This is a genomic window from Synechococcus sp. W55.1 (assembly GCF_047461655.1).
Lineage (GTDB): Bacteria > Cyanobacteriota > Cyanobacteriia > Thermostichales > Thermostichaceae > Thermostichus.
In genome coordinates, this window is the sequence record NZ_JANSHN010000005.1 from 105,637 (window position 1) to 119,051 (window position 13,415).

The window sequence follows — 13,415 nt, forward strand, 5'->3', positions numbered from 1 at the left end:
ATGTCTCGCCGCAACCGTGCTCCTCGCCGCGATGTGCCCCCGGATCCCAAATATGGGAGCCGTTTGGTTACCATGCTGATCCGCAAGTTGATGTTGAGGGGCAAAGCATCCCTGGCTGCCAGGATCCTCTATGAGGCTCTGGACATCGTGCGGGAGCGCACCGGCCAAGACCCGCTGCCCTTGCTGGAAAATGCCGTTCGCAACGCCACCCCATTGGTAGAGGTAAAAGCCCGCCGGGTGGGCGGAGCCACCTATCAGGTGCCTGTGGAGGTGAGAGGAGAGCGGGGCACTTCTCTAGCGCTGCGCTGGCTGGTGACCTTTTCGCGCACCCGTCCAGGTCGCACCATGGCCGCCAAGCTGGCCAATGAGCTGATCGACGCGGCCAACGAGACTGGCAGCACCATTCGGCGGCGAGAAGAGGTGCATCGCATGGCCGAGGCCAACAAAGCCTTTGCCCACTACCGCTACTGAATTAGCCTGGCGGAGCAGTGGAGACTTTTGGGATCCCTGTTCTGCCCAGCCCGAGTTCCAGCGAGGTGGAGAAAAATCGGCAAAAAAGATTAGAATTGTAAAGGATTTTTTAGTTTGCCCAAGTCGCAGGGCGACGAGGATTGGGAGGTTGACGTGGCACGCACAGTTCCCCTAGAACGAGTCCGAAACATCGGCATCGCGGCTCACATCGATGCTGGCAAGACCACGACCACAGAGCGGATTCTCTTCTACTCCGGTCTGGTACACAAAATTGGCGAAGTTCACGACGGAACTGCGGTCACCGATTGGATGGCCCAGGAGCGGGAGCGGGGCATCACCATCACCGCTGCGGCCATCACCACCCGTTGGACTAAGCGGGATCCCGCAAATCCTTCCCAGCCCCTCTCCGGCGCACCGGAGTACACCATCAACATCATCGATACTCCTGGGCACGTCGATTTCACCATTGAAGTTGAGCGCTCCATGCGGGTGCTGGATGGGGTGATCGCCGTCTTTGACTCGGTGGGCGGCGTGCAGCCTCAGTCTGAGACCGTCTGGCGGCAAGCCAATCGTTACAATGTGCCCCGCATTGCCTTCGTCAACAAAATGGATCGCATGGGGGCCAATTTCCTCAAGGTTTACAACCAGATCCGGGAGCGCCTCAAGGCCAATGCTGTGCCCATCCAACTGCCCATCGGTGCCGAAGACGGGTTTTGCGGCGTTGTTGACTTGGTGCGGATGCAAGCCCGCATTTATATGGATGAGATCGGCAAAGACATTCGTCCGGCCCCCATCCCTGAGGAGATGAAAGATCTCGTGGCAGAGTATCGGGCCAAGCTGGTGGAAGCAGTGGCCGAGACGGACGAAGCTCTGATGGAAAAGTACTTCGCCGAAGAAGATCTGAGCGAAGCCGACTTGATGGCGGGTCTGCGCAAAGGCACGATCAGCGGCCAAATTGTGCCCATGCTGTGTGGCTCTGCCTTCAAGAACAAGGGAGTCCAGATGCTGCTGGATGCGGTGGTGGATTACCTGCCCTCGCCTGTGGATATTCCGGCCATCAAGGGGGTGCTGCCAGATGGCTCAGAAGTGTCCCGCCGTGCCAGCGACGATGAGCCCTTCTCCGCCCTGGCCTTCAAGTTGATGAGTGATAAGTACGGGGATCTCACCTTTATTCGCGTCTACTCGGGGGTGTTGACCAAAGGTACTTATGTGCTCAACTCCACCAAGAACAAGAAGGAGCGAATTTCGCGGTTGGTGGTGCTGAAGGCCGATGAACGCTTGGACGTGGATGAGCTGCGGGCAGGAGATCTGGGAGCTGTGGTGGGCCTCAAGGACACCACCACCGGAGACACCCTCTGCGACGAAAATGCGCCGGTGATCCTGGAGTCTCTGTTTATCCCAGAGCCGGTGATCTCAGTAGCGGTAGAACCCAAAACCAAAGCCGATATCGATAAGCTCTCCAAGGCCCTGCAGGCCCTGGCCAAGGAGGATCCCACCTTCCGCGTGTCTGTGGATCCCGAGACCAATCAAACCATCATCTCTGGGATGGGCGAGCTGCACCTGGAGATCTTGGTGGATCGGATGCTGCGGGAGTTCAACGTAGAAGCCAATGTTGGTAACCCACAGGTGGCCTACCGCGAAACCATTCGCAAGCCGGTTAGCCGCGTGGAAGGCAAGTTTGTTCGCCAGAGTGGTGGCCGCGGCCAGTACGGCCATGTGGTTATCGACCTAGAGCCGGCGGAGCCAGGTACAGGATTTGAGTTCGTTTCCAAGATTGTGGGTGGCGTTGTGCCCAAAGAATACATTGGGCCAGCCGAGCAAGGGATCCGAGAAGCCTGCGAATCCGGTGTGCTGGCGGGCTATCCCCTGATTGACATCCGCGCCACCCTGGTGGATGGCTCCTACCACGAGGTGGACTCCAGCGAAATGGCCTTCAAGATCGCCGGTTCGATGGCTCTGAAGGAGGCCGCTCGCAGGGCAAGCCCTACCCTGCTGGAGCCGATGATGAAGGTCGAGGTGGAAGTCCCTGAAGCCTTTGTGGGGGATGTCATCGGGGACATCAACGCCCGCCGCGGCCAGATGGAGGGGATGAATACAGAAGGCGGCATTACCAAAGTCAATGCCAAAGTTCCCTTGGCGGAGATGTTTGGCTATGCCACCGACATTCGCTCCAAAACCCAGGGTCGAGGCACCTTCACGATGGAGTTCAGCCACTACGAGGAAGTTCCTCGCAGTATCGCCGAAGCCATCATTGCCAAAAACAAAGGAAATGAGTAGCTGACTGAAACCAAAAAGGAAGTGACGATTCATGGCACGCGCTAAGTTTGAACGCACCAAACCCCATGTCAACGTTGGCACCATCGGCCATGTTGACCACGGCAAGACCACCCTGACGGCTGCCATCACCACCACCTTGGCCGCTTTGGGCCAGGCTACAGCCAAGCGGTACGATGAAATCGACGCAGCGCCAGAGGAAAAAGCTCGCGGCATTACCATCAACACCGCCCACGTCGAGTATCAGACTGCCAACCGTCACTACGCCCACGTGGATTGTCCCGGCCACGCCGACTACGTGAAGAACATGATCACAGGCGCGGCTCAGATGGATGGGGCCATCTTGGTGGTGTCTGCAGCTGATGGTCCCATGCCCCAAACACGGGAGCACATCCTGTTGGCCCGTCAGGTAGGGGTGCCCAGCTTGGTGGTCTTTCTGAACAAGGCAGACATGGTGGACGATCCAGAGCTGCTGGAGTTGGTGGAGCTGGAAGTGCGGGAGCTTCTCTCCAAATACGACTTCCCCGGCGACGACGTTCCCATCATCAGAGGATCGGCGCTGAAAGCCCTAGAAAGAATGACCGCCAACCCCAAAACCCAGCGGGGCGAAGATCCTTGGGTGGACAAAATTTATGAGCTGATGGATGCGGTGGACTCCTACATTCCCACGCCTGAGCGGGATGTGGACAAGCCCTTCCTGATGGCTGTGGAGGATGTCTTCTCGATTACTGGTCGGGGCACGGTGGCCACGGGCCGGATCGAGCGGGGTCGCATCAAGGTGGGCGAAACGGTGGAACTGGTGGGCCTGCGAGAAACTCGCTCTACCACCGTTACCGGCCTGGAGATGTTCCAGAAAACCCTCGACGAAGGGATTGCCGGCGACAACGTTGGTGTGCTGTTGCGGGGCATTCAGAAGAACGAAGTGGAGCGCGGCATGGTGCTGGCCAAGCCCAAGACCATTACTCCTCACACCAGCTTCGAGTCTGAGGTGTATGTCCTCAAGAAAGAAGAAGGAGGTCGCCACACGCCGTTCTTCGCCGGCTATCGTCCCCAATTCTACGTGCGCACCACCGATGTAACCGGCACCATCTCTTCCTTCACGGCTGATGACGGATCCCAGCCAGAGATGGTGATGCCTGGTGACCGCGTTAAGATGACGGTGGAGCTGATCCAGCCCATCGCCATTGAGCAGGGGATGCGCTTTGCTATCCGCGAGGGTGGCCGTACTGTCGGAGCGGGTGTTGTCTCCAAGATCCTGAAGTAAGCTGCTTTTTCCTGGCAGGGATTGAGTGCCGACGGCCCCAGACCAACTCAGTTGCGATAGTGGCGCGGAGCACTTTCCCTGCCAGCTTTTTTGAGTCCCCCTTTTTCTGGATTGCTCTCCGGCCATGCCTACCTTGACTCAACAGAAAATTCGTATCCGCCTGAAGGCTTACGATCATCGGCTGCTGGATACTTCCTGCGACAAAATCGTGGATACGGCTCGTCGTACCGACGCCGTGCCGGTTGGCCCGATTCCTTTGCCTACTCGGCGCCGCATCTACTGTGTGCTGCGCTCCCCCCACACCGACAAGGACTCGCGGGAACATTTTGAAACCCGCACCCACCGGCGCATTATCGACATCTATTCCCCCTCTTCCAAAACCATCGATGCTCTCATGAAGCTGGATCTGCCGGCAGGGGTAGATATCGAGGTGAAGCTGTGATGGATCTGCAGGGATCCCCCGCTTTCGCAGTCATTTCGTAGAGCTTGGATGAGGGCAGCAGCGGGTGACAACATCGGTTGATCCGGTCGATCGCGATAGTGGTGCAGACCCCTCTCAGGGGTTGGCAACTCCAGGAGCGGCCCAATCCCCCATCCCGGTTTTGGTGGTGGGGGCCTTGGGCAAAATGGGGCGAGAGGTGGTGCGAGCCGTTGCCCAGACGCCCGACATGAGGTTGGTGGGGGCGGTGGCCCGCTCTCAACTGGGCTCGGATATTGGCGAGGTGCTGGGCCTGGGATCCCTGGGGGTGGAGATTACCGACGACCTGCCGGGGCAGTTGCTGAGGTTGTCGCAGCGCAGCAGCCGCGGCGTAATGGTGGACTTTACCCATCCTCGGTCGGCCTTTGAACATGTTCGCTCGGCCATTGCCTTTGGCGTACGCCCGGTGGTGGGGACGACGGGCCTGACGCCGGAGCAGGTGGAGCGGCTGCGGGATCTGGCGGATAAGTCCGGTGTGGGCTGTTTGATCGCGCCCAATTTCGCCATCGGCATGATTTTGCTGCAGCAGATGGCCCTGCAGGCGGCGCAGTATTTTGACCACGTTGAGATCATCGAGCTGCACCACAACCGCAAAGCGGATGCCCCCAGCGGCACGGCTCTACAGACGGCACAACGGCTGGGACAATTGGGCAAAACCTTTAACCCGCCCGTTCGCGACAGCGGGACGGAGTCCTCAGTGGAAGAAAAAGAGCTGATCCCCGGTGCGCGGGGAGGGCTCTCTGGCCCCAACATTCCCATTCACAGCGTTCGTCTGCCGGGGTTGATCGCCCATCAGGAGGTCATTTTTGGTGGGATGGGGCAAACCCTCACCTTGAGACACGACACCACCGATCGGATAGCTTTTATGCCGGGGGTGATCCTGGGGATCCGCAAGGTGCTGCAGCTTCAAGGTTTGGTCTACGGGCTGGAGCAGGTCTTGAGCTAGTGGGTCAGGGGAGGGATCCCGGCCTCATCCAGGATGCGGGGGATGAGGTGCTCGGCTTTGACGGCCATCAGATGCACCCCGTGGCAGATTTGGCGGGCCTGCCGCACCTGTTCGGCGGCAATGCGGATCCCTTCTTCGAGGGGGTGGGCGGCGTTGGCCAGCCGCTGGATAATCCCGTCTGGGATCTTCACTCCTGGCAGGTTGCGGTTGATAAACTCGGCATTTTTGGCCGACTTGAGCAAAAAGATGCCAGCCAGGATGGGCTTGCCGGCGGGACGGCCCAACTTATCCATGAAGCGCTCCAGCTGCTCGAAGTCGGTGACCATCTGGCTTTGGAAAAATTGGGCTCCGTTTTCCAGCTTGCGGTGGAAGCGCCGCTCCAGGCCGGAAAAGCTGCCCGATTGGGGTTCTACCGCTGCCCCTGCCAACAGATGCGTGCCCCCATCCGGGAGAGGTTTGCCATTGCAATCTAGGCCGTTGTTCAGCCGTTGGATAAGCTGCAGCAGGCGCACCGATTCCAGATCGAACACGGCGCGGGCATCGGGGCAATCGCCGATGTGGATGGGATCCCCGGTGAGGGCCAACACATTGCGCAGGCCAAGGGCTGAGGCCCCCAACAGATCCCCTTGCAGGGCCAGACGGTTGCGATCTCGACAGGCCAACTGCAGGATCGGTTCAACACCCGCCTGATGCAACAGCACCGAGGCCGCCAACGGGCTCATGCGGGCCATGGCTCGGTTGGAGTCCGTGATGTTGATGGCATGCACCCGCCCCTTGAGCTGCTGGGCCAAAGACAGCAGGGTGCTGGTGTCGGATCCCTTGGGGGGGGTGATCTCGGCGGTGAGCAGAAATTCCCCCCGCTGGATGGCCTGGGCGAAGCGGGACAGGGGAGGTGATGAGGGGATCAGGGCCACAATTTCGGCAGAAAGGGTAAAACGGGCTGGCCTATTATCGACTTTTCCAGGAGGTTTTTCCAGACAGGTCGTCCTTTCTCAAGGCTTGGGCGAGGGAAGGGGGCTGGGCGGGGGCTGCACCCGCATTTCCCCCAGCCATATCTGGGGATCCCCCTGTTGCAGATGCTGCCGCCAATCTTGTGCGGCTGCAGGAGGGATCCCGTCCGGGCTTAAAGTCCAGCTCCAGCCGATCACCTGAGGCCAGCGCTGCGCCTCCAGACCTTCCAGCAGCGGTTGAGAGGTTGCTGAGCCCGGAGCCGGCCCGCGGATCACCACAGGCACTTTCGGGTTGAGGGCTTCGAGGCGACGATACACCGATGCAAAGGTGGCGGGATCCCCTGCTAGGCTCAGCCAGTCCATCCCAGGGAAGTTAGCCCAGGCGGACACGGCCTCTGCATCTTCTCCGTCCAGCTCCACCACCCAGAGCAAATTGGCCGAGGACTCCGTCCCGCTAACGCGAACAGAGCGCAGGGTTTGCATCAGGTGTTGGTAGGCCCGTTGTTGCAGGGAGGACTCCGCACCGCTACCGCGAACGGGATCCCCGTCGCCAACGACGACGGCCAGGATGATGGGGGTGGCAAAGCGCTGGATCCCGCGGGCCCAAGAGCGCAAGGTCTCATCGTGATCCCCATTGGCCAAGGCGGAAAGTTGGGCCGGATCCAGCCGCAGGCGCAGGTAGGGGACTGAGCCGCTTTCCCGCAGGCGACTGGCCAACTGCTGTGGAAAGTCCTGGCGGGGATCCCAGAGGTGATCCACGGCTGCCCAGGCGGGGGGTTGACCAATGGCCTGGCGGTAGGACAAGAGCTGATCCCAAGTGGGAATGCCCGGCCAAGCAGCCCCGTGATATAGCCGGCCCGGAGGCGGCGGCAGCGGCCTACCCCGTTGAAAGGGGGCAGAGTCAGGTGGGATCGGCGAGGTAAGGACAACCTCCAGCCGCAGCGGCGGCAAAACTTCACCGGCATCGGGATCCGGCAGCGAGACAGGAAGGATCCAACTGCGCTCCTGGAACTGGCCTCTGCTGATCTGCTGGGTGTGGAAGTCCTGGGGAGGCGGCAGCGGTTCTAGGGCCTCTTCCCCCAAAAGCGCCCGCTGAACCTTTAGGCGCACCCCTTCGCCGGGGTGAATCAGGGGCGTGGTGGTATCCAGATGAAAGCTGCCGCTGAGCGTGATAGCAGCACGGAGTCCTGGACGGCTGGAAATCTCATGGGGCTGCACTCGAAAGGAGAAGGTGAGCTGATCAGGGCGATAGGTGCCCAGAGCGCGGGAAGGGGGAGTGGGGGGCGGGGATCCCGGCTGCCATCGGAGGCTCTCGCAGTCGGTGCAGGGGAGAATGGCCTGCGGATGGAGCGAAACGGGAGCCTCGCGGGCGGATTGCAGTTGCTCAGCAGTGATGACAAAACTGGCCCAAAGGTGTTTCAGACGGGGCTCCCGACCAGGCTGAATATCGGAAAAGGATCGGCCTTCGGGAGTGGCCGTCCGCGTGCCGACAGCAGCGCCATCCAGAGGGACTGTAGAAACCGGGTCGCCAGCACATCCCCCCAAAAAAACGACCGACAAGATCAGGGGCAGCGCCCAGCCGCAAGTGCTCCGCACCGCTACCGCGACCCAGGGGTCGAGTTTGCAGTTGGATGGCTGGATCATGATCTCACCTCAATACACCACTCCTGCCCGGCTACCGAAGGGAGTCGATGCTGCTCTCGTCTTGTGGACGGTGCGGTTCCCGACGGGGCACCAACGCAAACGGCCAGCAAGATCCCTTTCCCTCCGGTTGCTAGAGGGATCCTCGCCCAGAGGCACACCCTTTGAGATTGATCCCGATCACACCCGTTGCTGAACGGGAAAGGTCTCCGTCCTGCCCAGGCGAACTATCCCTGCGGCACGGTTGCGACTTCTGGGTAAATGGTCAGGATCCCTTCGTAGAGGATTTGGCCGGGCTGCAACTCCAAGCGGTCGATGCGCACGCCGGGATCCAACTGAATGGGGAAATCGGCCAGGCCGGGGATGGGGATCTCTTGGCCTTCGCTCACCCAAAGGGGATTGACCAGCCGCAACCGGTTGGGGCCTTGGGCTTCTAGGCCGGTCAGCACCGTCACCGGCGCTTCCACCCCTTCCGGAGTGGTCAGGTTAGCCTGGATGCGCAGCCGACCCTGTTCCAGCGTGACCTGAGGCTGGCGGATGAGAAAGGGCACCACTTGGCCCCCAACGGGCAACTGCACCTGGGCCTGGGCCAGTTGGGCTTGGATGAGGGGAGCCTGAAGGGTGCGGTTCAGGTCTTCCTCGGTAAGGCGCAAGCTCACCTGCACCGGCACAGGGGCCAATAGCCGCAGTGGGCTCCGTCCTTGGATGGCTTCGCCCACATTGAGGCGAATATCCTGGCCCTGCAGCCGCAGATGACTGATCTGAAAGCCTTGATAGCTGAGGTTGTCTCCCGACACCTGGGCCTGAGGGATCTGCCCGTTCAAAATCTGGGCGTCAGAGCCGGCAATCTGTACCTGCAGGTTATCGACCCTCTGCACCTCAGAACGGATCCAAGCCGCCACCAAAGGGCTGAGAAGGGATCCGGCAATTTGGGCAAATCCGGGCCAAGGCCAAAACATGGTGGGTAGGCTGAGCAGCAATGCAAACCCTAGCCGCTGCCCCGCTTGCGAGAGCCGTTGGCGGCGACAGGCTGCCGATTGGGCTTCGAGAGGAGACGGATCTGGAGCAGGCCGATGGCAAGACGTGAGCAGCACTGGATACCTCAGGAGCAACGACAAGCGATGGTTTCCACCCGAACTACAACCAGACTAGGGCAGGACTTCTCTGCCGAACAGAGGGATCCCCCGCACACTTGGAGAGGCTATCCATCCGTCAACTGCCACCAGAGATACCCCAGCCGCAGATAGTGCAGCCGTAACCAGGGCAAAGGGAAAGCGCGGGGCGGCTGGCGAAACAGAGCGCTCATCTGGGAAGGGATCCCGGCGATCTCCTGGGCCAGCATTTTGCCCGCCCACACTGCTGTGGCCACACCGCTGCCGTGATAGGCCAAGCCGTACCACAGGCTGGGATCCGCCGGCGAAGGGCCGATGTGGGGGTGAAACTGTCGAGAAAGGCAGACCAGTCCATTCCAGGCATACTCGATCTCCACCCCTTCCCAGGCGGGGAAAAGACGATAGAGCTGTCGGGTCATCCAAGCGCGCAACTGCCGTCGCTCCGTCGGGGTATCGCGGGTGCCGCCCCGCCCCCCAAACAGCAAACGCCCATCCGGCAGTAGGCGGTAATAAAACAGCAGCCGCCGCATGTCGTAGAGTGGCGTCGGATTCCACCACCCTTGCGCTTTCTGCTCCTGAGGCGTCAGAGGTCGGGTGACCAGGATGTTGGACAGTGCCGGCAGCAGGGATCCCGCCAGTTGGGGATACAGGGCCTCTGGGGTGTAGCCATTGGTGGCAATGACCAAGTGCCGAGCGCGCACCGTTCCTCCCGGCGTGTGACAGATGTGTTGGGATCCCACCTTTTCCCAGGCCGTGACCGGACTGCCGCTGTACAGCTTCGCCCCCCACCGGTGGGCCGCTTGGGCCAGTCCTTGGGTGAGCTTGAGGGGGTTGAGGCCAAACCCCACCCCGATGTGCAAAGCGCCGTGGTTCTCTTGGCTGTTGAAGCCGCGTTCCCGCAGCTCTTTGGGGTTGAGGAGCTGGGCCGGGTAGCCCGCCACCTGAGTACAGATCTGGTACTCGGCCTCTAACTCCGACCATGCCTGTGGACGATGGGCCACTGCATAGCAGCCCTGTCCCTGAGCCTCTAGGGAGAAGCCCTCGCTGGCCGCCAGCTCCTGAACGGTTTCCACTGCCTGCCATTGATCCCGGTAGTAGCGCTCTGTCTCTGCCAGGCCCACCCGCCGCACCATCTGGGTGTGGGTAAGGTGGCTCGACCCCACCCCGCAAAAGCCACCGTTGCGTCCCGAGGCCCCCCAACCCAGGGATCCCGCCTCCAGCAGACAAGCATGGATGCCGTGGTCGCGGGCCAGGTGCAAGGCCGTCGATAGCCCCGTCAATCCTCCCCCCACAATGACCACCTCCGCGCCCACCTGCGCTTGCAAAGGTGCCGGATGCCGCCAACCGGGATCTGCTATCGTGCTGTCCCAGTAGCTGCCGACCGGGCAGGCAGGATCGTAGGTGCTGGCAGGATAAAGGCCCTTTCTCATACGAGCAATGGGAAGAACATCTTGCTGGGCAACGCCGAAGTGCTCGGTACCGCTGAGGCGACCGGTCGCAGGACAAGTGCTGAAGGGGATCCCCTCACTCCTGGGCAACGCTGTCGCAACCGGCAGCAGCGGCCTCCATATCGGCAGGGGTATTGCAGTCCAGGAAGATCTCAGGAGTGTAGAGCTCCACCTCCTGTACCCGCCTGCCCAGATCCTGCAACAACCGGCGCAGGCCCAGGGTTTCTTCTCGGAGATCCAACAGCTTTTCCCGCAAGCGCCTGTCGATCAGGGTAGGGTGCCCCCGTCGCCCTCGATGCACCGGCACAGTAACCCAAGCGCGATGGCGCAGATGGTACTCCAGCAAGCTGTGGTAGATCCACGCCGGGCGGGGCTGATCCACCGCCGAAATGGCCAGCACCTGAAAATCGGCAGGGATCCCTTCCACCCCTACCCGAATGGAGTGGGTCTTGCCCAGCTCAGGAGCCGGATTGACCAGCACCTCTGCCCCTGCCAAGTGGGGTTGGGCTGCCGCCAAATGCTGGGATCCCAGCACCACCCAGGGTTGAAACCCCGCCTGTCGCCACTGAAAAATCTGGTAAGAGAGCAGGGTTTGCCCGTCTTTCCAGGGCAGAAAGGCTTTCGGCTCTCCCATCCGCGTGGAAAACCCAGCCGCCAAGATCAGCGCATGCAGCTTCGGCTCATTTGCCAAGGAGCTTCACCAGCAGAATGCCAAACAAATATAGAAACGTCACAGCCCCGGCCAAAAGGCTCTGGGTAAGGGGATCCGTCGAAGGGGTGAGAATGGCCCCCGCCACCACCGCGCCCAGAACCACGTAGCGCCAGCCCTTGAACATCTGCTCGGCAGTCACCAGACCCAATCCTCCCAGCAGCGCCTGCAAAATCGGCACCTGAAAGGCCAGGCCGGTGCTGAACAGCAGCAGCAGCACAAACTCAAAGTAGCGGTCGATGGACCAAGCCTGATCCACCACCCCTTCGCCGTAGCGGATGAAAAAGTTAAGCGCCGCCGGAATGAGGAGATAGTAGGCAAAGACCAAGCCGGCCACAAAGAGAAGGCTGGATCCCAGCACCACCGGCCCCAGCAGCTTGCGCTCCTTCACGCTCAGCCCCGGCAAGACGAAGCGGGCAATTTGGTAGAGCAAAAAGGGCGTGGCCAGCAATAACCCCGAGTAGGCCGCCACCTTCACAGAAACGAAAAAATACTCCCCCGGCGCCAGTTGCAAAAAGGTAACCCCCTGCGCGGGCACCTCCAGCAGGGCGACAATGCGATTCACCACGGCAAAGCAGGCGATGATGCAGATCGCCACCGCGATCACGCTGGCCAACAGGCGGCTGCGCAGCTCTTCCAAGTGCTCCATCAAGGTCATTTCGACCTCGTAGGGAAACTCCGGATCCCGCACCCGACCAGGCTCAGGGGCCGCCGCGGCTTGCTCCGGGGACTCGGTCTCAGAGGCAAGGGTCATGGGCCAAGGTGTAACGAAACGTTCCCCGCTATCTTAGCGCTGCCCCCTCTCCAGGGAAAAGCACTTGCCCAACACTCCTCGCCATTGGGCGGTGGCCCAAGCCCGTTAAGGGGATCCCGGGGCCTGAGCAGATGAAACTGGGAAGGGGAGCGGTTGCAGTTTTTAGCGCTTGCCCAAGCCCAGCGCCTTTTCCACCTGCTGGGCGGCATAGGCCATGGCAAAACAGCAGATGAAGTAGATTAGGCCGATAAAAAACAGCACTTCCCGCTGGGTGCCTAGCCAGTTGGGGTTAGTGAACACCACCCGCCCCGCCTGCAGCAGGTCGATGAGGCCGACAATGAACACCAGTGACGTGTCTTTGAAGAGGGTGAGGAACTCGTTCACCAGCGCCGGAACAGCTGCCCGCAACGCCTGGGGCAAAATCACCAAAGCGGTCACTTGAAAGGGGTTCAAGCCCAGCGCCCGTGCCGCCTCCAGCTGGCCCAGCGGGATCGACTGCAGGCCGCCCCGCACGTCCTCGGCCACGTACACGGCTGTAAACAAGATGAAGGCCACCTCCGCCCGGATGATCAGGTTGACGCTGATCCCCCCCAGAAAGAAGGGCACCAACAGCCAGGCGGCAAACAGAATGGTGGTCAGAGGCACCCCCCGCACCAGCTCGATCACCAGCGTGCAGAAGATCCGGATTACCGGCAACGCCCGATTGGCCCGGCCCAACGCCAGCAACACCCCAATGGGGAAGCCGATGATCATGGCGGCTGCCGCCAAGATCAAGGTCAGCAGCAGTCCAGACAGTTGCTCAGCCCGCACTGCCGGCCAAGGGGGGCCCAGGTCGCCCAGCAGCAGCTGCAGACAGAGGGGCAAGATCAGGGCCCAAACCCAGATGGAAGCCAGCCGCCAGGATTCCCGTCCCCGACTGAGGGCAATAGCGGCAAAAGTGACGCCAGAGCAAACCGCCAGCCACCCCTGCGACTGGGTTCCCAAAGGCAGGAACGCGGCTAAGCCCATAGCAGCTCCCAAGAGAATGAGGTAGTGCAGCAGCACACCGCCCCAAGCCCCCCCCGCTACCCCCAAGGTGGCCAGCACAATTCCCAACACCGCCCACACCCGCCACAGTTGGCTGCTGGGGTAGGTGCCGCTGGCAAAGATTTTCAGGTTGGCCGGGATCACTTCCCAGCGGGCTTGGGTGAACGCCCAGTTCCAGAACAGGGAAATTGCCCAAGCCAATACCAAGGCGGAGACCAAGGTGAGCAAGGTGCTCAGCCAGGAGTCGAACAGGTTGCGGCGCACCCAAGCCAGAGGACTTTGTTTCTCCCTGGGGGGGAGTACCTTTTCTTCTACAAGGGGAGAGGAGAGACTGCTGGGCAT

At 61.1% G+C, this 13,415-nt stretch carries 12 protein-coding genes; 5 read left to right on the forward strand and 7 right to left on the reverse strand.

Annotated elements, in window-relative coordinates:
- From rpsG to dapB, 5 genes are all read left to right on the forward strand, one after another.
- The gene (gene rpsG / locus NW816_RS04080; RefSeq protein WP_414408325.1) at positions 1-471 is read left to right on the forward strand and encodes a 30S ribosomal protein S7; all 471 of its coding nucleotides are present in this window, start codon (positions 1-3) and stop codon (positions 469-471) included.
- Positions 472-624: 153 nt separating this feature from the next.
- Positions 625-2,748 carry an elongation factor G gene (gene fusA, locus NW816_RS04085; RefSeq protein ID WP_414408326.1) on the forward strand — a complete coding sequence of 708 codons (2,124 nt, stop codon included), beginning with the start codon at positions 625-627 and terminating at the stop codon, positions 2,746-2,748.
- Positions 2,749-2,779: 31 nt separating this feature from the next.
- Positions 2,780-4,009: an elongation factor Tu gene (gene tuf, locus NW816_RS04090; protein WP_414343112.1), complete on the forward strand. Its 1,230-nt coding sequence runs from the start codon at positions 2,780-2,782 to the stop codon at positions 4,007-4,009.
- A gap of 124 nt (positions 4,010-4,133) precedes the next feature.
- The gene (gene rpsJ, locus NW816_RS04095) at positions 4,134-4,451 is read left to right on the forward strand and encodes a 30S ribosomal protein S10 (protein ID WP_414328725.1); all 318 of its coding nucleotides are present in this window, start codon (positions 4,134-4,136) and stop codon (positions 4,449-4,451) included.
- A 121-nt stretch (positions 4,452-4,572) separates the two neighbouring features.
- Positions 4,573-5,433 (forward strand): 4-hydroxy-tetrahydrodipicolinate reductase, encoded by an 861-nt coding sequence (dapB, locus tag NW816_RS04100; protein ID WP_414408347.1) that lies wholly within the window; start codon positions 4,573-4,575, stop codon positions 5,431-5,433.
- On the opposite strand, the gene NW816_RS04105 is transcribed toward dapB, so the two are convergent.
- The 7 genes from NW816_RS04105 to NW816_RS04135 all read right to left on the reverse strand — a co-directional run bounded on the left by NW816_RS04105 (position 5,430) and on the right by NW816_RS04135 (position 13,415).
- Entirely contained in the window at positions 5,430-6,347 is a 918-nt protein-coding gene (locus NW816_RS04105; RefSeq protein ID WP_414408327.1) for a methylenetetrahydrofolate reductase, read from the reverse strand. The two genes, dapB and NW816_RS04105, sit on opposite strands and share 4 nt — an antisense overlap.
- A 78-nt stretch (positions 6,348-6,425) precedes the next feature.
- A complete protein-coding gene (locus NW816_RS04110) occupies positions 6,426-8,027 on the reverse strand; it encodes a hypothetical protein (protein WP_414408328.1) in 1,602 nt (533 codons plus the stop codon).
- A 224-nt stretch (positions 8,028-8,251) separates the two neighbouring features.
- Positions 8,252-9,118 (reverse strand): DUF2993 domain-containing protein, encoded by an 867-nt coding sequence (locus NW816_RS04115; RefSeq protein WP_414408329.1) that lies wholly within the window; start codon positions 9,116-9,118, stop codon positions 8,252-8,254.
- A 107-nt stretch (positions 9,119-9,225) separates the two neighbouring features.
- Positions 9,226-10,674 (reverse strand): NAD(P)/FAD-dependent oxidoreductase, encoded by a 1,449-nt coding sequence (locus NW816_RS04120; RefSeq protein WP_414408330.1) that lies wholly within the window; start codon positions 10,672-10,674, stop codon positions 9,226-9,228.
- Positions 10,661-11,275: a nucleotidyltransferase family protein gene (locus tag NW816_RS04125; RefSeq protein WP_414349906.1), complete on the reverse strand. Its 615-nt coding sequence runs from the start codon at positions 11,273-11,275 to the stop codon at positions 10,661-10,663. Before NW816_RS04125 ends, NW816_RS04120 begins: the two co-directional genes overlap by 14 nt.
- Positions 11,265-11,951, reverse strand: a complete 687-nt coding sequence (tatC, locus tag NW816_RS04130) for a twin-arginine translocase subunit TatC (protein ID WP_414381157.1) — start codon at positions 11,949-11,951, stop codon at positions 11,265-11,267. The genes NW816_RS04125 and tatC overlap by 11 nt, the downstream gene beginning before the upstream one ends.
- A gap of 258 nt (positions 11,952-12,209) precedes the next feature.
- Complete coding sequence (locus NW816_RS04135) at positions 12,210-13,415, reverse strand: amino acid ABC transporter permease (RefSeq protein WP_414408331.1); 1,206 nt, start codon at positions 13,413-13,415, stop codon at positions 12,210-12,212.